Below are 16917 nucleotides of genomic sequence, written 5' to 3' on the forward strand. Positions count from 1 at the left end.
GGACATTCTGGGACGGCGTGTCGGACCAGTCCGCACCACTCGAAGCCGGGTTCGCACCACTCGAGGAGGAGCCGCATGATCAGGCCCACGACCGTCCGCGACGAGTCGCTGCCCGGGGCGGTGACGATCTACGAGGTCGGCCCGCGCGACGGGCTGCAGAACGAGAAGGCGGTCGTGCCCGTCGAGGTCAAGGCCGAGTTCATCGGTCGCCTCGTCGCGGCGGGCCTGCCGGTCGTCGAGGCGACGAGCTTCGTCCACCCGCGGTGGGTGCCGCAGCTCGCGGACGCCGCCGAGCTCGTGGCGCGCCTGCCCCTCGACGGCCCGACCCCGTTGCCCGTCCTGGTGCCGAACGAGCGCGGTCTCGACCGGGCGCTCGCGGCGGGCGTCCGTCACGTCGCGATCTTCGCCAGCGCCACCGAGACGTTCGCGCGCAAGAACCTCAACTCGACGCTCGACGACCAGCTCGCGATGTTCGAGCCCGTCGTGGCGCGCGCCCGCGCCGCGGGTCTCGACGTCCGCGCGTACGTCTCGATGTGCTTCGGCGACCCGTGGGAGGGTGCGGTCGCGACCGAGCAGGTCGTCTCGGTGGGGCGACGGCTGCTCGACCTCGGCGCGTCGCAGCTGTCGCTGGGCGACACGATCGGCGTCGGCACGGCAGAGCACGTCCAGGCGCTGGTGCGGGCGTTCGGCGAGGCGGGGACGGACGTGGGATCGCTCGCGATGCACTTCCACGACACCTACGGCCAGGCGCTCGCGAACGCGTACGCCGCCCTGCAGGTCGGCGTCACGACGTTCGACGCGTCCGCGGGCGGCCTCGGCGGGTGTCCGTACGCCGAGAGCGCGACCGGCAACCTCGCGACCGAGGACCTCGTCTGGATGCTCGACGGCCTCGGCATCGAGCACGGCGTCGACCTGCCGTCGCTGGTGGCGACGAGCGTCTGGATGGCCGAGATCCTGGCCAAGGAACCGGCGAGCGCCGTCGTCCGTGCCCTCCGCTGACCATGCGCTGACCCTGCGCTGACCCTCCGCTGACCCGCGAGTGGCGCAGAACTGTTGATTCTCGCGACTGGAGCCAACCATCGTGCGCCACTCGCGCTCCGTCCACAGGCTCGCGCCAGGGGCGGGCCACGGGCTCATGAGCATGGTGGGGTGGAGGGATGAGCCAGGACGCCGCCGGTGCCCCCTCCCGGCAGAATCTTCGGACGGGCGGCTACCACACGCCGACCCACACGGTCTTCATGGACGTGGACGACGCCGGAGACCTGGCGAAGACCTGCCGCGCGGTCCAGCAGGCCCTCCCCGCCGACGCGATCTTCACGCACCTCACGAGCGCCAGCCTGCGCGGATGGCGGCTCCCGCGCACCCGCTCGGTGCCGATCGTCGCCGTCAGCGACGCCGACTTCGCCCACCTGGACCGGCGGGGCGTGTACGTCAGGCGGTGCGACGTGCCCCGCCGGCACCGGTCGTCCCTGCGCGGTGTGCGGATCGCGTCGGCGGAGTGGACGATCGTCGAGCTCGCGGAGGACCTCGGGCTCATCGACCTGGTCGCGGTGATCGACGGCGCGCTGCAGGCGGGCGAGACGTCGGTCGAGCGCCTGCGAGACGCCATCGTCCCGGGCCGCCGTGGTGCCCGGACGTTGCGCGATGCCCTGCCGCTGGCCGATCGCCTCAGCGAGTCGTGGTGGGAGTCGGTGCTGCGCCTGGCGCACCAGCTGTCGGGTGTCCCGGTCCGATCACAGGTCGAGGTGCGCGACGGGGAGGGACGTCTCGTGGCCCGTACCGATCTGCAGATCGTCGGCACGGCGAGGCACCCCGAGTACGACGGCGCGGGGCACCGGTCGCAAGAGACCCATCGCCACGACCTCAGGCGCGACAAGGCGCTCGCCCGCCTGGGTCAGGAGAGGTACGGCTACACGTCGGTCGAGCTCGTCGAGTCGCCACTGCTGGTCGTCCGCGACGCCGAGGACGCGCTGGGGTGGCCGTACGACGCGGGGCGAGCCAAGCGGTGGCTGGCCGAGCTCGACCGCTCGTCGGTCTCCGCGCCCGGGTGGTCTCGCCTCGACCGGCGACTCCGGCGCTTCGTCCGCGACACCCCGCCCCGTCGCAAGCGCCCCGCGAGTGGCGCAGAATTGTTGCCTCGGCAGTCCTGAACCAACAGTCCTGCGCCACTCGCGGTCAGGAGCGGCGGTCAGGAGCGGCGGCGGTCCTTGAGCTCGTCGGACGCGAACGAGCCGATCTGCCACGTGGCCCAGGCGTCGCTCGACCCGCCGACCGCACCGCCGAGGAACGGCACGCGACGGCCGATCATGGTGACGGCTCGACGTCCGGCGGTGCGTCCGACCAGCTCGGCCGTGACCTCCCTCGACAGCCGCTCGTCCAGCACCGGGTCGTGCACCGGTGAGGTCGCGAGCGCCATCGGCGACGACGGCAGGCGGTGCTTCTTGACCAGGGTCTTGACCGCGTCCTCGCCGAGCATGCACGCCAGGATCGCGTTGCGGACGCGCGGGTCGTGCAGGTCGTAGCCGCGCAGGTGGGCGATCCCCGCGACCAGGTGGCACTGGACGATCGTGACGCCCGCGACGTTGGCGGGCACCGCCAGCGCAGCGGTGGCGAGGCCGCCGAGGTTCGTGACGAATCCCTGCGCCGCCGCGAGGCTCGTGTGCGTCTTCATGAGGCTCGAGATGGCCTTCTCGACGTCACCGTCGGCGTCGACGAGACGGCTGTCGGCGGCCGCGGCCGCCGAGCGCAGCGGCCCGATGCCGTCGATGGCCCGGTCGAGCACGGTGCGGACGTACCCGGACGCGACCTTGGGCGCCAGCTTCGAGCCGGCGGAGGTGGCAACACTGCGTCTGAGTCCCATGCGTCCAGCATAGGAGCGATGCCCCGCCCCGGCCCCTCGAGCGCAGAACCCCACGGACCGCGGGCCGGACGCCTACGCTGACCCCATGGGCCGACCGTTCTCCGAGCGCGTCGCGCACGACGACTGGCGGCACGCGGCGCGGCGGTGGACGCACGACACCCTCGCGGCCCGCGGCATCGAGGTCACCGGACCCGTCGAGCAGCCCCGCATCCGCCCCTGGTCGACGCAGCTCACGGTGCCGACCGACGCGGGACGCATCTGGTTCAAGGCCAACTGCGCCTCGATGGCGTTCGAGCCGGCGCTGCAGGTCGAGCTGGCCCGCCTCGCGCCCGACGCGGTCGACGCTCCCGTCGCCGTCGACGTCGATCGTGGCTGGATGCTGACGCTCGACCGCGGCGCGACCCTCGGCGACACGAGCGACCCGACCGCGGACGACTGGCGGCGGGTCCTCGGGCACGCCGCCCACCTGCAGCGGACCGCGGCCGGTCACGGCGAGGCGCTGATCGCCACGGGCCTGCCCGACTGCCGTCCGTCGACCGTCGTGGGCCGGTTCGACCGCTTCGTCGAGGTGCTCGCCTCGCTGCCGGACCAGCACCCCGCCACCATCCCGGACGATCTGCGCACGCAGCTCGAGGGCGCCCGACCGCGCGTCGTCGACGCCGTCGCCGAGCTGCAGGAGTCGTCGCTGCCGACGACGTGGCAGCACGGCGACCTGCACCCGTGGAACGTCTTCGCGGCCAACGGCCACTTCTTCGACTTCGGCGACGGTCAGTGGGCGCACGCCGCCGAGCTGCTGTGCGTGCCCGAGGCATGGATCGCCCAGTCCGACGGGACGCTGTCGTGGTCCGACGTGCTCGCGGCGTACGGCGACGTGTGGGGCGTCGAGCCCGACGACCTCGCGGCGCAGCTGCGGGCCGCGTCGTGCACGCAGGCGGTCAACCGGACGCTCGTGTGGTGGGGCTGCCTGCAGGAGGCGACCGCCGCCGAGTGGACGCAGTGGGGCGACAGCGTCCTGCACCACCTGACGCGGGTGCTCGAGCCGTGACCCGCACCCCGCTGCCGCCGACGCCCTGGGTGTTCGACCCCGACCAGTGGCCCGACGACGACTGCGTCGCCTCGGGCGCCGACCTCGCCCCCAGCACCCTGGTCGAGGCCTACCGACGGGGTGCGTTCCCGATGCCGCACGACCGCGAGCTGCTGTGGTGGTCGCCGATGGAGCGGGGCGTGCTCGTGCCGTCCGACCTGCGGGTCAGCCGGTCGTTGTCGCGCTCGGTGCGCCGTTTCACCGTGACGGTCGACGAGTCCTTCGAGGAGGTCATCGACGCGTGCGCCGACCCGTCGCGACCCGGGTCGTGGATCGACGGGCCGATCCGCGAGGCGTACGTCGAGATGCACCGTCTGGGGTGGGCGCACTCGGTCGAGACCCGCAGCGCCGACGGGACGCTCGTGGGGGGCCTCTACGGCCTGAGCATCGGGGCCCTGTTCGCGGGCGAGTCGATGTTCCACCGCGCGACGGACGCCTCGAAGGTCGCCCTCGTCGAGCTGGCCCGGCGGGTCGGTGACGGCGGACTGATCGACACGCAGTGGAGCACGACCCACCTGGAGTCGCTGGGCGTGACGCAGTGGCCGCGCGACGTGTACCTCGCACGCATCGAGGAGCTCGTCGACGCCGCCCCGCCTCCCGGATGGGCCTGATATCACGGCGGAATCGGCCCGGCGCACGGCGGGGTGGGCGCCCGGGGCGGGGATCGCGTTCCTAGACTGAATGACGAAAACACCCCCACTCACAAGGAGCTTTTGTGGCTATCTCTCGCAACGACCTCGTCGCTGCCCTCGCTTCGAAGGCCGGCACCAGCAAGGCCGACGCCGACGCGGTTCTCTCGTCCTTCAGCGAGATCCTCCTCGACTCGGTCGCCAAGGGCGAGAAGGTCTCGATCCCCGGCATCCTCTCGGTCGAGCGCGTGGCACGCGCGGCCCGCACCGGTCGCAACCCCTCCACGGGCGAGACGATCGACATCCCCGCCGGCTTCGGCGTCAAGGTCAGCGTCGGCTCGCGCCTCAAGGCCGCCGCCAAGTAGACCTGCACGACCCTGCAGCGCCATCGGACCCGATCCGGTGGCGCTGTTGCCGTCTGTGTGAGGATCAGCCATGGCCACGCCGTACCACCGTCTCGCCCGCGAGACCCCGGCGTACGCCTGGTGGAAGCTGCCCGTGGCGGCGCCGGTCATCGTCGTCTTCTACTTCGGGCTGACGATCCTGCTGGTCGTCGCGGCGGCCGTCTGGTTCGCGGCGTCGAGCTCGTCGGGATCGCTCGACGGCTGGTTCGACGCGGTCGGCGACCTCGACACCGCGCACCTCGACTACTTCGTGCTCGACCTGCTGAGCATCGCGCTGCTGATCCCCGCGGTGCTGCTGGGCGTGCTGGCCACGGGCCCGCGTCCGGTCGGCTACCTGTCGTCGGTCGCAGGACGTCTGCGCTGGCGCTGGCTGGGGCTCACGGCCGTCGTCGCGACGGTCGTCACGGTCGTCACGATCGGAGGCTCGCTCGTCGTGGGCGAGGTGACCGACCCGTCCGAGGTGTCGACCCCGGCCGCGATCGACCCGAGCACGGCGTGGGCGCTGCTGGCGATCCTGCTCGTCGTCCCGCTGCAGTCCGCCGCCGAGGAGTACCTCTTCAGGGGCTACCTGATGCAGCTGGTGGGGTCGTGGACGAGGTTCGCGATCGTGCCGGTCGTCGTCACGACGCCGCTGTTCGTCGCGGGGCACGGGTACGGCCTGTGGGGGCTGCTGGACGTCGGGCTGTTCGGTCTGACCGCGGCGGTCCTGACGATCCGCACGGGCGGTCTCGAGGCCGCGATCGCGGCGCACGCCGCCAACAACGTCGTGCTGTTCGCGCTCGACGCGGTCGGCGTGATCTCGGCGACCGACGACACCGGCGCCGGGCCCCTCGACCTCGTGCCGACGATCGTCTCGAGCGTCCTGCTCGTCGTGACGATCGAGTGGCTGGCACGCCGGCGGGGCGTCCAGCGCACGCGCGACCCCATCCCCGACCCACCGCCGCCCCTCGCGCCGATGTGGCCGCCACCGCCGTACGCGATGGTCTGGCACCAGCCCGTGCAGCCGGTCGCCCCGGGCCCCGCGCTGCACCCCGACACCCCGGACTACCCGGGGGAGCTACCCCCGGGGTGGCGCTGAGGCGCTTCGGTCGGGCTAGGAGACGGTCGGGCGTCCGGCGGCCTCCCACGCCTCCATGCCACCCGCGACGTTCGTGACGTCGTGGCCCTGCGCGTGCAGCCACTGGGTCGCGCGGGCCGACCGGCCTCCCAGGTGGCACACCACGAGGGTGCGCACCGAGGGGTCGAGCTCGCCGACGCGGGCCGGGATCTCGCCCAGCGGGATGTGGACGGCGCCGTCGATGTGCCCGGCCGCCCACTCGTGCGGCTCGCGGACGTCGAGGACGACGAGGTCGTCGGGGATCGTCGCCGGGATCGCGTCGATCTCGGTGGTCGGGACGGTCGAGTCAGTCATGGGACCATCGTCCTCCTCTGGCCGAAATGGGCCTCGGGGAGGGTCTAATCCGTCACAGGAGTAGCAATGACCCCCCTGGAGTAGTTACTTTGGACCAGAAGCGTTTCAGGATCCGTGGTGAGATGGAGCCTGAAGAACTCGACGGGACGAACCGGAGACGGAAGGACGGTGGCGCAGATGATGTCGCACGACACCGTCCGCCTACCGTTCGAGCCCTCCACGCCGGGCATCGCCCGCACCCGTCTGGCTGCCTTCCTGACGCGGCAGCACGCGTCCAACGAGGTCATCGACGACGCGCTCATCGTGATCAGCGAGATGATCGCCAACGCCGTCAGCCACGGCGTCCCCGCCGAGGACGGCGCGATCGAGATCTCGTGGTCGATCAACGGCGACCTGCTCGAGCTCAGCGTGCTCGACGGTGGCGTCGGAGGCCACCTCAAGCCGATCGACTTCGACGAGGACTCGCTGAGCGGTCGCGGTCTCGCGATCATCAACCGTGTCGCCGACCGCTGGTGGGTCGACATGTCGAAGGGCACTCGCGTCAACGCCGAGCTCGCCCTCACGACGCACTGACGACCGGCCGAGCGGCTCAGCCGTCGCCCGTTAGACTCGCCCGTCATGGGCAAGAAGTCGCGAATCAAGACTCGTACCGACGGCACGAAGGCTGCCAAGAAGGAGCGCATGCCGTTCGTGGCGCGCACCTTCGAGGGCTTGCCGTCCGAGGAGGACTGGGTCGCGCTGCGCGAGTTCGTCCCGGCCGGTTCGGCCACGATCACGCTGAAGGACGGCGAGACCGTCCGCGTGTGCTCGATGCTGCCGGGCAACGGCGCCGGCATCCGCCGACAGGACGGCGAGACGTGGATCGGCCTGCAGGTCGCCCACAACTTCGGTGACATCAGCCGCGACCTCGCGCACGTCATCGAGCTCGCCCGCAGCACCGAGCCCGGCAGCCCCGTCCGCATGACCGATCCCGGCGTCGGTCCGCGTCTGCAGGACATCATCGCGCCCGACTCGACGTTCGACGTCGTCGTGCACGACGGCTTCGACTACTGGGTCGAGGGCGTCGAGGACAACGACGGCGTCGCCGAGGCGCTCGCCGAGGCCAACGACACGATTGCCCCGACGGTCCACCTCGACTCGGTCGACGGCGCGTACTGGACCGAGATGGGACCGCAGCGGTTCCTGCGCTGGGTCATGACGCACGACGAGACCGCGCTGCTCAACGCGCTGGCCCGGCTGCACGCCGCCGACGACGACACGCTCGGCGAGGGCACCAAGCTGATCGGTCACTTCCGCGCGCACGGTCTGCTCGTCCCGGTGTGGGAGTTCGAGCACGACGCCGACGCGCTCGAGCAGCCGGCGACCGCGTTCGCCGAGCGTCTGGCAGCCGCGCTGGCCGACGACAGCCCGCTGACGTCCGCCGAGCGGGCCGCGAAGGGCTCGCTGATCAGCCGCCAGGTGCAGGTCTGACGTTCGGCGGTCCTCGCGTCAGTGGCGGGATTCGATCCGCCCACCCGGCTCGACGGCGGCGTCGAACTCGTCTCGTGCTGCCGTCCAGCTCGGATCGGACGGGTCGAGCGCGCTGCGCAGGTAGGCGGTCGTGAGGCGCTGCACGACGGCGACCCGTTCGGGGTCCTCGTCGGTCGTCTCGGCGACCTCGTGACCCGGGATGCCGCCCAGCGAGTGCTCGCCGCCGAACAGTGTCAGCAGGTCCGTCGCGCCGGGGCTCAGCTCGTAGGCGTCCGTCATCCACTCGGGTCCGCGGGCGGTCAGGGGTGAGTCGTCCCGGTCGCCTGCCACGACGAGCGTGGGTGTGGTCAGCGACGCGAACGACGGACGCATGAACGGTAGGTGCGTGCTCGCCCAGGGCGACAGGTCGTCGCCGGTGCCGGCCGTCGCCAGCAGGACGCCGGCCGTGACGCGTGCGTCGGAGAGGTCGTCGCCGGGTGTCCCGTCGGCGTCGAGCACCCGGGCGCCGAGCAGCTCGCCGACGCTCTGGGCGCCCCAGGAGTGCCCGGCCGCAGCGATGCGCGAACGGTCGACCCGCCGCGCCAGGCCCGGCACGGCCGACTCGACGGTGTCGAGCTGGTCGAGCACCCGGCGGAGGTCGTCGACCCGGGTGCGCCAGATGTCGGCGAACCCCGGGTCGTCCATGCGGGTGCCGAGCCGGCGAGAGTCGAGGTGCGTGGGCTGGACCACCACGAATCCGCGCGACGCCCAGAATGCCGTGAGGGGTGCGTAGCCGTCGTGCGACCAGCCGTTCCCGTGCGAGAACAGCACGATCGGAAGGTCGGTGCCGGTGACGGGGGCGGACACCCGGACGTGCAGGTCGCGTGAGCGGCCGGGCGCCTCGAGGACGACGGGGGCGACCGAGACGACGGGGATCGGCGGTCCGGTGAGGGCGTCGAGGCGGTGGACGATGCTGGACATGGTGGGCCCTTCGAGTGGTCCGCTGTGGCAGGATATAAGTGGAACGTTGTTCCACAACTATACGGAACAGTGTTCCGGATATCAAGACGACCTGGAGGATCGACGATGACGAGTGCGTCCGAGGCATCCATGTCGTCTCCGCGGGCCAAGCGCGTCGACGCGTTCCGCAACGAGCAGAAGCTGCTCGAAGCCGCTGCCTCGGTGTTCGTGGCCTCCGGGGTCGACGCCCCCGTCCGGGCGGTGGCGGCCGCCGCCGGCGTCGGCGTCGGCACCATCTACCGTCACTTCCCGACCAGGGCCGAGCTGGTCGTCGCCGTCTACCGCCACCAGGTCGACGCGTGCGCCGAGGCCGGGCCGAGGCTGATGACATCATCCGCGTCGCCGGAAGCCGCGCTGCGTGCGTGGCTCGACCTGTTCGTCGACTTCCTGGTCACCAAGCACGGCCTGGCGGCGGCCCTGCAGGACGAGAAGGTCGGCGCCGCCCTCCACCGGCACTTCGTCGACCATCTCGTCCCGGTGTGTGCTGACCTGCTCGCAGCCGCCGCCGACCATCCTCCGGGTGGCGCCGGTCCGACCGCGTACGAGGTGCTGCGCGGCATCGGCAATCTGTGCATCGGTGCTGGCAGCGACCCGCAGTTCGACGCGCGCCGAGTCGTCCGGGCCTACGTCTCAGGGGTCCTGGCGGAGGCCCGCCGGGAATGACCGGGGCCGCACGTCGTTGACGCCTGTATGACTTCTCTCGACTTCGGACCACTCGTCCTCGGCGGCAACACGTTCGGCTGGACGTCCTCGCCGTCCGAGAGCCACGCCGTGCTCGACGCCTTCGTCGACGCGGGCGGACGCTCGATCGACACCGCGGACGTCTACTCGGTCTGGGTGCCGGGCAACACCGGCGGCGACTCCGAGCGGATCATCGGCGACTGGTTGGCGTCCCGCGGACGTCGCGACGACGTGTCGATCGCGACGAAGGTGTTCTCGCTGCCCGACCGTCCGGGCCTGTCGCCCGACAACGTCCGGGCCGCCGTCGACGAGTCGCTGACGCGTCTGCGCACCGACCGGATCGACCTCTACTACGCGCATCGCGACGACCAGGACGTCCCGCAGGAGGAGTACGTCGGCGTGTTCGACGAGCTCGTGACGGCGGGCAAGGTCGTCGAGGTCGGCGCGTCGAACTTCGACGCCGGGCGCCTGCGCAGCGCCGTCGAGGTCGCCGACGGTGCCGGTCAGGTGCGCTTCACCGTCGCGCAGGACCACTTCAACCTCGTCGAGCGCGACTACGCCGAGACGCTGGCCCCGACGGTCGCCGAGCTGGGGATCGTCGAGCTGCCCTACTACGCGCTCGCCTCGGGCTTCCTGACCGGCAAGTACCGACCGGGCACGTCGGTCGACTCGACCCGCGCCGAGGGCGCCGCCGCCTACCTCGAGGACGACCGCAACGTCGCGCTGCTCGAGACCCTCGACGCGATCGCCGCCGACCACTCGGTCGGCGTCACGGCGGTGGCCCTGGCCTGGTTGCGCCAGCAGCCGACCGTCGCGGCGCCCGTCGCGAGCGCCCGCACGGTCGAGCAGCTCGCCGCGCTGGTGGCGTCGTTCGACCTGACCCTCACCGACGAGGAGCTCGCCCGCCTGGCCTGAGTCAGTCGCGGTCGATGGGGCACGACATGCAGCGGGGCCCGCCACGCCCCGAGCCCAGCTGGTCGCCACTGATCGTGATGACCTCGATGCCGTGCTCCTCGAGCCGCGCGTTGGTCTGCTCGTTGCGCTCGTAGGCGACCGCGAGCCGGGCGTTGATCGCGAGGGTGTTGTTGCCGTCGTCCCACTGCTCGCGCTCGGCGGTGACGGGGTCGAGACCGGTGTCGATCTGGTGGAGCGTCTCGATGCCCATCGCGGCGGCGGCCCCCGCGAAGAACGAGGTCTCGGCGCCGATGACGAAGCCGTCGTCACCCCACGTCAGGGGGACGGAGCGCAGGGTGTCGGACATGGTCGGGTAGATCACGACGGTGTCGACGTCGACCATCGTCACGATCGTGTCGAGGTGCATCGTGGCGCGCTCCTGCGCGATCGGCACCGCCAGCACGGTGTGCGCGAGGCCCTCGGACAGCACCTGCTGCGCGAACCGCTCGAGACCGGCGGGGGTCGTCCGCTCGCCGATGCCGACCGCGATGACGCCGGGTGAGAGCTCGAGGACGTCGCCGCCCTCGAGGTGCTCCAGGTGGGGACCATGGACGATCGGGGTGCCGGCGAACCGCTCGTGGTGGCGGTAGATCAGCCCGGTCAGCTGCGTCTCGCGCACCCGCGCGGGCATCGCGAGGCTCGTGACGGCGACGCGGTCGCGCAGCCACACCGACGAGTCGCGGGTGAACAGCAGGTTGGGCAGCGGGTTGATGAGGAAGTCCTCGGGCTGCATCAGCTGGTGCGCGGCGCTGCCGTCGAGGTGCACCTCGTCGTTGCGCAGGCCGGCCATCAGCGTCTCGGCCAGCTGCGCCGGATCGGCGTCGGCGAGCTTCGCGCCGATCAGTGCCTGCAGGCTCGGGCCGACGAACAGGCCCTTGAGCGTGCTGTCGATGATCTCGTCGCGGGCGGCGTCGATCGCGAGGGTCTGCGTCAGCAGCTCCGTCAGGTACAGCACCTCGACGTCGTGGTCGCGCAGGGCCTGCGCGAACGCGTCGTGCTCCTCCTGCGCGCGGCCGAGCCACGGGATGCCGTCGAACAGCAGCTGGTCGTTGTTGCGCGGCGTCAGCCGTCCGAGCTCGGGCCCGGGACGGTGCAGCATGACCGTGCGCAGGCGTCCGACTTCACTGTCCGCTCCGAGAGGCATGACGACAGCCTAGTGAGGGGTGGGGTCGTCAGTAGATCTCCTCGTAGTTGGACGCCTTCACGGTGAACGCCTCCGACTCGACGTCCGTGTGTCCGGTCCGTTTGATCACGAAGGTGCGGGTCGCCCTCAGATAGACCTTCTCGGCACGAGCTCGGCTCGCCCGGTAGCGCTTGAGTGCCCCGGCCTTCTTGGCCTTGCTCCCGTGGGCCGCCTTGACGGCCTTCTTGTAGGTCCGCTTCGCTGAGGCGTTGGACTTCACCAGTGTGGCCCGTGCGGTCTTGAGCTGCTTCTTCGTCTTCGGGGTCTCCACCCGTGACTCGACGGTCGTGTGGACGGTTCGCTGCGACGAGCCGGCCGCGGTCAGGTACGCGGCGCTGACGTAGCGGTCGCGCGGGACGCTGAGCACCGTGGTCAGCTGGACGGATCCGGACATCAGTCCCTTGAGCTCGCGCGTCTCCGTGTAGCCCATCTCGACGCCGAAGGTGTAGGACCCGGACAGTCGGTGCTCGCTGCTGGTCGAGGGTGTGATCGCAGCGAACGCGCAGATGCGCGACGTGGTCGAGCCGGAGCCGTCCGGCTCGACGATCGCCGCTCGCACGACGAGCCCGGTCACGCCTGGTCCGTCCACGGAGCTGGCACGCCACTGGTAGAGCTGGGCCGCGCCGTCGAGGTCGGCGGCGCAGGCCCGTCCGACGATCTGACGCACCGCTGCGTCAGTGGCCGGGCCGGTGGCGATGTCGGGCTCGCGGATGCCCGCGGCGGCCGTCAGGATCGAGTCGCGGGTGACGCCGGTGCTGCCGTTCGCCGCCGCCGGACCGGAGACTGCTGCGGTCGCGACCAGCAGACTGGTCGTCAGGAGGGCGATCGACGACATGGTTCGGTGCACGGGTGCTCCTTCGTTGTCGGGCCGCGCGGCCCACCACAGTGTGACGGTCGACCCGGTCATCGTCGGTCGACGGGGTGACACGTGCGACTGCGTGGGACGTGGTGGCCAGGTCACCCGACGGGGGCCCAGCCGACGTCGGTCGAGATGACGGTGGTGGGCGCGCTGGCGCTGACCGCGGCTGCGCTCCTCGTGGCGCCCGCGGGTGCGGCGCCTGCGGGCACGTCGGCGATCGCCGCCCGGTAGGCGGCCTTCGCCCGCGCACGCCGCACGTCGTAGGACTTCTTGGCAGCGACCCTCTTCCGCTTGCTCCTGCCGGCCTTCTTGCGGGCCTTGGCGTACTTGGTCCGCGCGTTCTTGAGCGCGGCGTCGTACGTCCTCCTCGCGGCGGCCAGCTCGGCGGCCGTGCGGGGCGTCGACGTCGGGGCGGGCGTGGACGGCGACGGCGTCGGCGTGGACGGGGTCGGCGTCGGCGTCGGCGTCGGCTCGACGCTGACCGACGTCAGCGACACCTCCAGCACCCCCGAGTCCGAGACGTCGACGGGCGTCGACACGTGCACGTCGCCCGACAGCGTCGAGGTGTGCAGCGTCCGCGCCCCGTCGGCGGCGTCGACCGGCAGGCCGCTGACGACGACCGACCCGTCGAGCTGGTCGCCGTCGGAGGTGGGGGCCAGTGCGACGGTCGCCAGCGACCGGGTCTGCACGCTGTCGGTGCGCGTCAACGAGACGTCGATCAGCACGCCCGTCACGGACGCGTCGGCGGGCGTCGGGTAGGCGGTGTAGTCGACGAGATCGCCGCCGACCGACACGGCGCTCGCGACGATGTCCCGCACCAGGCGGTCCAGCTTCGCCTCGGCCGTGGCGTCGGGTTCGGTCGCGCGGAGCCCGGACGCGGCCTCGAGCACCATCGCGCGGGTCACGGACGTCATGGCAGGGGGTCCACCGGCGGCGCCGTCTGCGACGCCACCTCGACGGCTCCCTGGTCGACCTCGGCGGCGGACACCTTGACGGGTGCGACGGCGACGGCTAGTGCGAGCCCGCTCGCCGACAGCATGAGCAGGGGACGCGTGATGAGACGGTTCATTCTTCTCCCAAGGAATGAGGCCGCGAACGGCAGACGAGCCACGACTCCCGGGGTGGCCCACGACCATGATCCACCAGATCGCGCGCTCGGGGGCACATCCGCCCAAAGTCGCACCCCTGCGGACGGTCGCGCCTCGAGCACGCGCTCGAGGCGGGACCGTCCGCAGGTGACAGGTCAGAACAGCAGGTTGCTCTGCTCGGCCTTCGCCGTGAAGGGTCGGGTCTCCGTGACCGTCTTGGTCTTCCTGACGATCTTGTAGCCGGCGATGGCGTACCGATAGGTCGCCTTGGCGGCCTTCTTCTTGGCCGAGAAGCTCTTCTGCGCGGCCTTCTTCTTGGCCTTGCTGCTGCCGGCCTTGGCCAGGGCCTTCTTGTACGACGTCTTGAGTGCCTTCAGCTTCTTGTCGTACTTCTTCTTGGCGGCCTTCTTCTGCGTGGACGTCTTCTTGTCCTTGACCTTCGTCGACGTGCGCACGGTGCTCGTCTTGCTCGCGGCCCCGCTGGCGGAGTACGTGCTGCCGGTGACAGCCGTGAAGTTGGGGATGGTGTTGATCGCAGAGACCGACACGTCCCCCGACAGTGTCGTCTGGGCCTGTGCCGGCGACGAGCTCGTCGTGATCGACAAGGTGGCCTGGCCGCTGAGCGTGAACCCGGGTGCGGTCGGCGCGATGACTCCCACCACGCACTGACGGATGGGCTGTCCGGACAAGCTGACGAAGCCGCTGATGGAGACGCCGTCCGCCGTCGCGCTGGGGGTGACCGCGGCGACCGACGTGACGAACAGGCCGTTCTCGGTGGTGGTGATGCTCTCGCCCGTGGTGAGCGCGCACTCGCGGCTCAGGATGTCGCGGGCCGCCGTTCGCGTCGCCGCGGCCGTCGCATCGACGCGAGCGGCTGCGGCGAGCGAGAGGACCGCGTCGCGGGTGATGCCGGACGGCGTCGCGGCGGTGGCGGGTGCGGCGACCAGGGCGACCGAGCCGATGGCCAGTGACGCGACGGCGATCACGGACCGGGAGAGCAGGGATGAACGCATGAGGCTCCTAGGAGGTGACGTGGGTCACTCGACCCACCGACGATCATGCGCTTTCCGTTGCGTTGCCGGGCCAGAACGCCGGAAGGTCATCCGGACGAGCCATGTCGGGTGGTCAGCCCGGGTACCCCGCCTCAGAGCCCGGTCTGCGCGGGCGGGGCGGGGGCCGTGCGCTTGGCCACGACGGTGAAGTCGCTGAACTGCGTGACCGCGCTCGTCCGCGTCCGCGTCACCAGGCGAGGGGCGACCGCCTTGGCGTAGGTCGTCCGGGCCGCGACGATCCTGGCGCGGTAGGCCCTCTTGGCGGAGGCCTTCTTCCGGGCGCTGCCGTCGGCCTTCTCGACCGCCTTCTTGTAGGCCTTCCTGGCCTTCTGGGCGCTCGCGTCGTAGGTGTTCCGCGCCCTTGTCCTTGCGTTGGCCGTGGGCTCGACCCTGACCCGGTCGGTGGTCGTCGTGGTCACCGTCCTGGAGGCCCTCCCCGTCGCGGTGTACGAGAAGCCGTCGCTGAATCGTGTCGCATTCGTGAGGACGATGACCGACACGTCGCCGGACAGGGGCACGGACGGTGCCTGCTGGATCGAGTCGCCGGCGACGACGTCCAGCGTCGCGGTGCCTGTCAGCGTGGCGCCGTCGGCGGTGGGCGCCACGAGGCCCAGCGCGCACTCGCGCAGGACGGTGAGGCCGTTGCGGACCTCGGCGTCCAGGTAGACGCCGTCGACCCCGGCGATGGGCGTGACGGCCCGGACGAAATTCACGTCGGCGACGTCGACGGACTCGCCGGAGGCCAGGCCGCACTCGCGGGTCAGAACCTGGGCGGCCGCCGTGCGGGTCGTCCGTGACGGCGCGCTGGCGTCGGCACGAGCTGCGGACGCCAGCGACAGGACGGCGTCGCGGGTCGTGCCGGACGGGGTGGCGGCGGTCGCGGGAGCGACGGCCAGGGCGGCTGAGGCGACCGACGACGAGGCGACGGCGATCAGGGCTCGGGACAGCAGGGATGAACGCATGGTGCTCCTTGGGAGTGTGGTGGGCCGCACCGGCCCACCGCCCAGCATGCGGTCGACCCGCCGGTGGGTCCGCCGGATGGGCAGAACTCATCCCAAAGGACCAGCCGAGGTGGTCACGATGGTCCCGGACGCGACGATCCCGCCCGACGCGCGGCGCGGGGCGGGATCATCGGGTGCGACGCAGGAGTCGACGTCTCCTGACTCCGACACCGAATCCGAGGACGGCGGGCGATCGCGCCGGCCTCGAGTCGGCAGCAGGATCGCCATGAGCGTTCCGTCAGACGGCGTCGCGGTAGTCCAGCGTCCCGCTCATCGACCACGGGGTGCGCGCGGTGTAGGTCTCCACGCGATCGACGGCCCGTGACGTGGGCGCGATCGCGCGGGCATAGGCCTTCTTCGCGGCAGCAGTCTTCCGGGCCAGGACCTTCTTGGCCTTCTTGGTCTTGCCGGCCTTCTTGAACGTCTTCTTGGCGGTCTTCACGGCCTTGTCGTACTTCTTCTTGGCGGCCTTCTTCGCCTGAGCGCTCTTCGGCGTGGTGACGACGTCGCGCACCGTGCGCTGAGCCGGGGTGAGCTTGCTGGTCGACCCGGACGAGGTCAGGCTCGCGTCGGCGAACTCGGTGACCGTGGTGAACGTGGGCGTGCTGACGACGTACTCACCGTTCAAGGAGCCCGTGACGGTCTTGAGCGGGTCCAGGGACGACGACTGACCGTCGGGGACGTCGGACGTGACGGCGAACGAGTAGGAGCCGTCGAACGTCGTGGACTGCTCGGACACGAGGAAGGCGAAGTTGCAGGTGCGCTCGTACACCGACTGGTCGTCGTCGAGGTTGATGTCGGCTGACACGAGGGCGGCCACCGGCCCAGCACCCGAGTCGAGGACGTTCAGAAGGACGACGTCGGAGTTGAGCGAGACGCTCTGGCCCGACACGTTGCACGTCTGGTCGGCCAGGGCCTCCATGGAGTCGATCAGGTCGTCCTCGGCGGCGAGGTCCGCGGTCGAGAACGTGCCGGGGCCGAGGTCGGCGACTGCTCGTGCGGCTGCGGCGCTGACGGTGCTCTCGGTGCTGGCTGAGGCGGGCATGGCCAGGGCCGTGGCTGCGACGGCGAGAGTCGCGGTCGCCGCTGCGACGCGAACGAGGTGGGGGATGGGCATGATGACCTTTCGAGGCGGGAGCGGGACGGCTCGGTCAAGGATGGACGGCCTGTCTCGTTCGCGAGGGGTTTTGCCTGGAAATGGGCCTTTCGGGCTAGGCCCGAACACGACGATCCCGCCCGAGC

The 16917-nt window shown here is 71.3% G+C and carries 20 protein-coding genes; 10 read left to right on the plus strand and 10 right to left on the minus strand.

The features are described from left to right. Positions 1–75 precede the first annotated feature (75 nt). Positions 76–999: a hydroxymethylglutaryl-CoA lyase gene (locus ASD10_RS02940; RefSeq protein ID WP_056604340.1), complete on the plus strand. Its 924-nt coding sequence runs from the start codon at positions 76–78 to the stop codon at positions 997–999. Positions 1000–1157: 158 nt separating this feature from the next. Continuing rightward, the gene (locus tag ASD10_RS02945; protein WP_056604343.1) at positions 1158–2150 is read left to right on the plus strand and encodes a hypothetical protein; all 993 of its coding nucleotides are present in this window, start codon (positions 1158–1160) and stop codon (positions 2148–2150) included. Positions 2151–2188: 38 nt separating this feature from the next. Here the strand turns inward: ASD10_RS02945 and ASD10_RS02950 are convergent, their stop codons facing one another. Continuing rightward, complete coding sequence (locus ASD10_RS02950; protein ID WP_056604346.1) at positions 2189–2860, minus strand: EcsC family protein; 672 nt, start codon at positions 2858–2860, stop codon at positions 2189–2191. 85 nt (positions 2861–2945) lie between these two features. Between ASD10_RS02950 and ASD10_RS02955 the strand changes: the two genes are divergently transcribed. The 4 genes from ASD10_RS02955 (at position 2946) to ASD10_RS02970 (ending at position 6055) form a co-directional block, all read left to right on the plus strand. After that, entirely contained in the window at positions 2946–3905 is a 960-nt protein-coding gene (locus ASD10_RS02955; RefSeq protein ID WP_056604349.1) for a phosphotransferase, read from the plus strand. Beyond that, positions 3902–4555: a leucyl/phenylalanyl-tRNA--protein transferase gene (aat, locus tag ASD10_RS02960; protein WP_235501744.1), complete on the plus strand. Its 654-nt coding sequence runs from the start codon at positions 3902–3904 to the stop codon at positions 4553–4555. The genes ASD10_RS02955 and aat overlap by 4 nt, the downstream gene beginning before the upstream one ends. A 110-nt stretch (positions 4556–4665) precedes the next feature. Beyond that, complete coding sequence (locus ASD10_RS02965; RefSeq protein ID WP_199906980.1) at positions 4666–4938, plus strand: HU family DNA-binding protein; 273 nt, start codon at positions 4666–4668, stop codon at positions 4936–4938. A 70-nt stretch (positions 4939–5008) separates the two neighbouring features. Beyond that, positions 5009–6055, plus strand: coding sequence for a CPBP family intramembrane glutamic endopeptidase (locus ASD10_RS02970; protein ID WP_056604354.1), 1047 nt, complete (start codon positions 5009–5011; stop codon positions 6053–6055). 15 nt (positions 6056–6070) lie between these two features. On the opposite strand, the gene ASD10_RS02975 is transcribed toward ASD10_RS02970, so the two are convergent. Then, entirely contained in the window at positions 6071–6388 is a 318-nt protein-coding gene (locus ASD10_RS02975) for a rhodanese-like domain-containing protein (RefSeq protein ID WP_056604357.1), read from the minus strand. A gap of 177 nt (positions 6389–6565) precedes the next feature. On the opposite strand from ASD10_RS02975, the gene ASD10_RS02980 reads away from it, so the two are divergent. Both ASD10_RS02980 and ASD10_RS02985 read left to right on the plus strand, forming a co-directional pair. Then, positions 6566–6961 (plus strand): ATP-binding protein, encoded by a 396-nt coding sequence (locus tag ASD10_RS02980; protein WP_056604360.1) that lies wholly within the window; start codon positions 6566–6568, stop codon positions 6959–6961. A 45-nt stretch (positions 6962–7006) separates the two neighbouring features. Then, positions 7007–7858, plus strand: coding sequence for a DUF5926 family protein (locus ASD10_RS02985; protein ID WP_056604363.1), 852 nt, complete (start codon positions 7007–7009; stop codon positions 7856–7858). 18 nt (positions 7859–7876) lie between these two features. Here ASD10_RS02985 and ASD10_RS02990 read toward each other — a convergent pair whose 3' ends face one another. Then, positions 7877–8818, minus strand: a complete 942-nt coding sequence (locus ASD10_RS02990) for a chlorophyllase (RefSeq protein ID WP_056604365.1) — start codon at positions 8816–8818, stop codon at positions 7877–7879. A gap of 129 nt (positions 8819–8947) precedes the next feature. On the opposite strand from ASD10_RS02990, the gene ASD10_RS02995 reads away from it, so the two are divergent. Continuing rightward, a complete protein-coding gene (locus tag ASD10_RS02995; protein ID WP_235501745.1) occupies positions 8948–9520 on the plus strand; it encodes a TetR/AcrR family transcriptional regulator in 573 nt (190 codons plus the stop codon). Positions 9521–9547: 27 nt separating this feature from the next. Continuing rightward, entirely contained in the window at positions 9548–10453 is a 906-nt protein-coding gene (locus ASD10_RS03000) for an aldo/keto reductase (protein ID WP_056604378.1), read from the plus strand. 1 nt (position 10454) lies between these two features. Here the strand turns inward: ASD10_RS03000 and ASD10_RS03005 are convergent, their stop codons facing one another. From ASD10_RS03005 to ASD10_RS03030, 7 genes are all read right to left on the minus strand, one after another. Next, complete coding sequence (locus ASD10_RS03005; protein WP_056604380.1) at positions 10455–11636, minus strand: arginine deiminase; 1182 nt, start codon at positions 11634–11636, stop codon at positions 10455–10457. Between the two features lie 28 nt (positions 11637–11664). Continuing rightward, positions 11665–12522: a hypothetical protein gene (locus tag ASD10_RS03010; RefSeq protein WP_157432421.1), complete on the minus strand. Its 858-nt coding sequence runs from the start codon at positions 12520–12522 to the stop codon at positions 11665–11667. Positions 12523–12632: 110 nt separating this feature from the next. Then, complete coding sequence (locus ASD10_RS03015) at positions 12633–13448, minus strand: hypothetical protein (RefSeq protein ID WP_056604383.1); 816 nt, start codon at positions 13446–13448, stop codon at positions 12633–12635. Beyond that, entirely contained in the window at positions 13445–13603 is a 159-nt protein-coding gene (locus ASD10_RS18610) for a hypothetical protein (protein ID WP_157432422.1), read from the minus strand. Before ASD10_RS18610 ends, ASD10_RS03015 begins: the two co-directional genes overlap by 4 nt. Positions 13604–13777: 174 nt before the next feature. Continuing rightward, a complete protein-coding gene (locus ASD10_RS03020) occupies positions 13778–14635 on the minus strand; it encodes a hypothetical protein (RefSeq protein ID WP_157432423.1) in 858 nt (285 codons plus the stop codon). A 131-nt stretch (positions 14636–14766) separates the two neighbouring features. After that, positions 14767–15636, minus strand: coding sequence for a hypothetical protein (locus tag ASD10_RS03025; RefSeq protein ID WP_056604386.1), 870 nt, complete (start codon positions 15634–15636; stop codon positions 14767–14769). A gap of 277 nt (positions 15637–15913) precedes the next feature. After that, the gene (locus tag ASD10_RS03030; protein ID WP_056604387.1) at positions 15914–16792 is read right to left on the minus strand and encodes a hypothetical protein; all 879 of its coding nucleotides are present in this window, start codon (positions 16790–16792) and stop codon (positions 15914–15916) included. Between the last annotated feature and the right edge of the window lie 125 nt (positions 16793–16917).

It is taken from the genome of Aeromicrobium sp. Root472D3 (assembly GCF_001426485.1).
In the GTDB taxonomy this organism is placed as follows: Bacteria; Actinomycetota; Actinomycetes; order Propionibacteriales; family Nocardioidaceae; genus Aeromicrobium.

What these genes read in the sequence shown, in the direction of transcription:
- ASD10_RS02940 (WP_056604340.1), top strand. Translation starts at nt 76, where the DNA reads ATGATCAGGCCCACGACCGTCCGCGACGAGTCGCTGCCCGGGGCGGTG.
- ASD10_RS02945 (WP_056604343.1), top strand. Translation starts at nt 1,158, where the DNA reads ATGAGCCAGGACGCCGCCGGTGCCCCCTCCCGGCAGAATCTTCGGACG.
- ASD10_RS02950 (WP_056604346.1), bottom strand. Translation starts at nt 2,860, where the DNA reads ATGGGACTCAGACGCAGTGTTGCCACCTCCGCCGGCTCGAAGCTGGCG.
- ASD10_RS02955 (WP_056604349.1), top strand. Translation starts at nt 2,946, where the DNA reads ATGGGCCGACCGTTCTCCGAGCGCGTCGCGCACGACGACTGGCGGCAC.
- ASD10_RS02970 (WP_056604354.1), top strand. Translation starts at nt 5,009, where the DNA reads ATGGCCACGCCGTACCACCGTCTCGCCCGCGAGACCCCGGCGTACGCC.
- ASD10_RS02975 (WP_056604357.1), bottom strand. Translation starts at nt 6,388, where the DNA reads ATGACTGACTCGACCGTCCCGACCACCGAGATCGACGCGATCCCGGCG.
- ASD10_RS02980 (WP_056604360.1), top strand. Translation starts at nt 6,566, where the DNA reads ATGATGTCGCACGACACCGTCCGCCTACCGTTCGAGCCCTCCACGCCG.
- ASD10_RS02985 (WP_056604363.1), top strand. Translation starts at nt 7,007, where the DNA reads ATGGGCAAGAAGTCGCGAATCAAGACTCGTACCGACGGCACGAAGGCT.
- ASD10_RS02990 (WP_056604365.1), bottom strand. Translation starts at nt 8,818, where the DNA reads ATGTCCAGCATCGTCCACCGCCTCGACGCCCTCACCGGACCGCCGATC.
- ASD10_RS02995 (WP_235501745.1), top strand. Translation starts at nt 8,948, where the DNA reads ATGTCGTCTCCGCGGGCCAAGCGCGTCGACGCGTTCCGCAACGAGCAG.
- ASD10_RS03000 (WP_056604378.1), top strand. Translation starts at nt 9,548, where the DNA reads ATGACTTCTCTCGACTTCGGACCACTCGTCCTCGGCGGCAACACGTTC.
- ASD10_RS03005 (WP_056604380.1), bottom strand. Translation starts at nt 11,636, where the DNA reads ATGCCTCTCGGAGCGGACAGTGAAGTCGGACGCCTGCGCACGGTCATG.
- ASD10_RS03015 (WP_056604383.1), bottom strand. Translation starts at nt 13,448, where the DNA reads ATGACGTCCGTGACCCGCGCGATGGTGCTCGAGGCCGCGTCCGGGCTC.
- ASD10_RS18610 (WP_157432422.1), bottom strand. Translation starts at nt 13,603, where the DNA reads ATGAACCGTCTCATCACGCGTCCCCTGCTCATGCTGTCGGCGAGCGGG.
- ASD10_RS03020 (WP_157432423.1), bottom strand. Translation starts at nt 14,635, where the DNA reads ATGCGTTCATCCCTGCTCTCCCGGTCCGTGATCGCCGTCGCGTCACTG.
- ASD10_RS03025 (WP_056604386.1), bottom strand. Translation starts at nt 15,636, where the DNA reads ATGCGTTCATCCCTGCTGTCCCGAGCCCTGATCGCCGTCGCCTCGTCG.
- ASD10_RS03030 (WP_056604387.1), bottom strand. Translation starts at nt 16,792, where the DNA reads ATGCCCATCCCCCACCTCGTTCGCGTCGCAGCGGCGACCGCGACTCTC.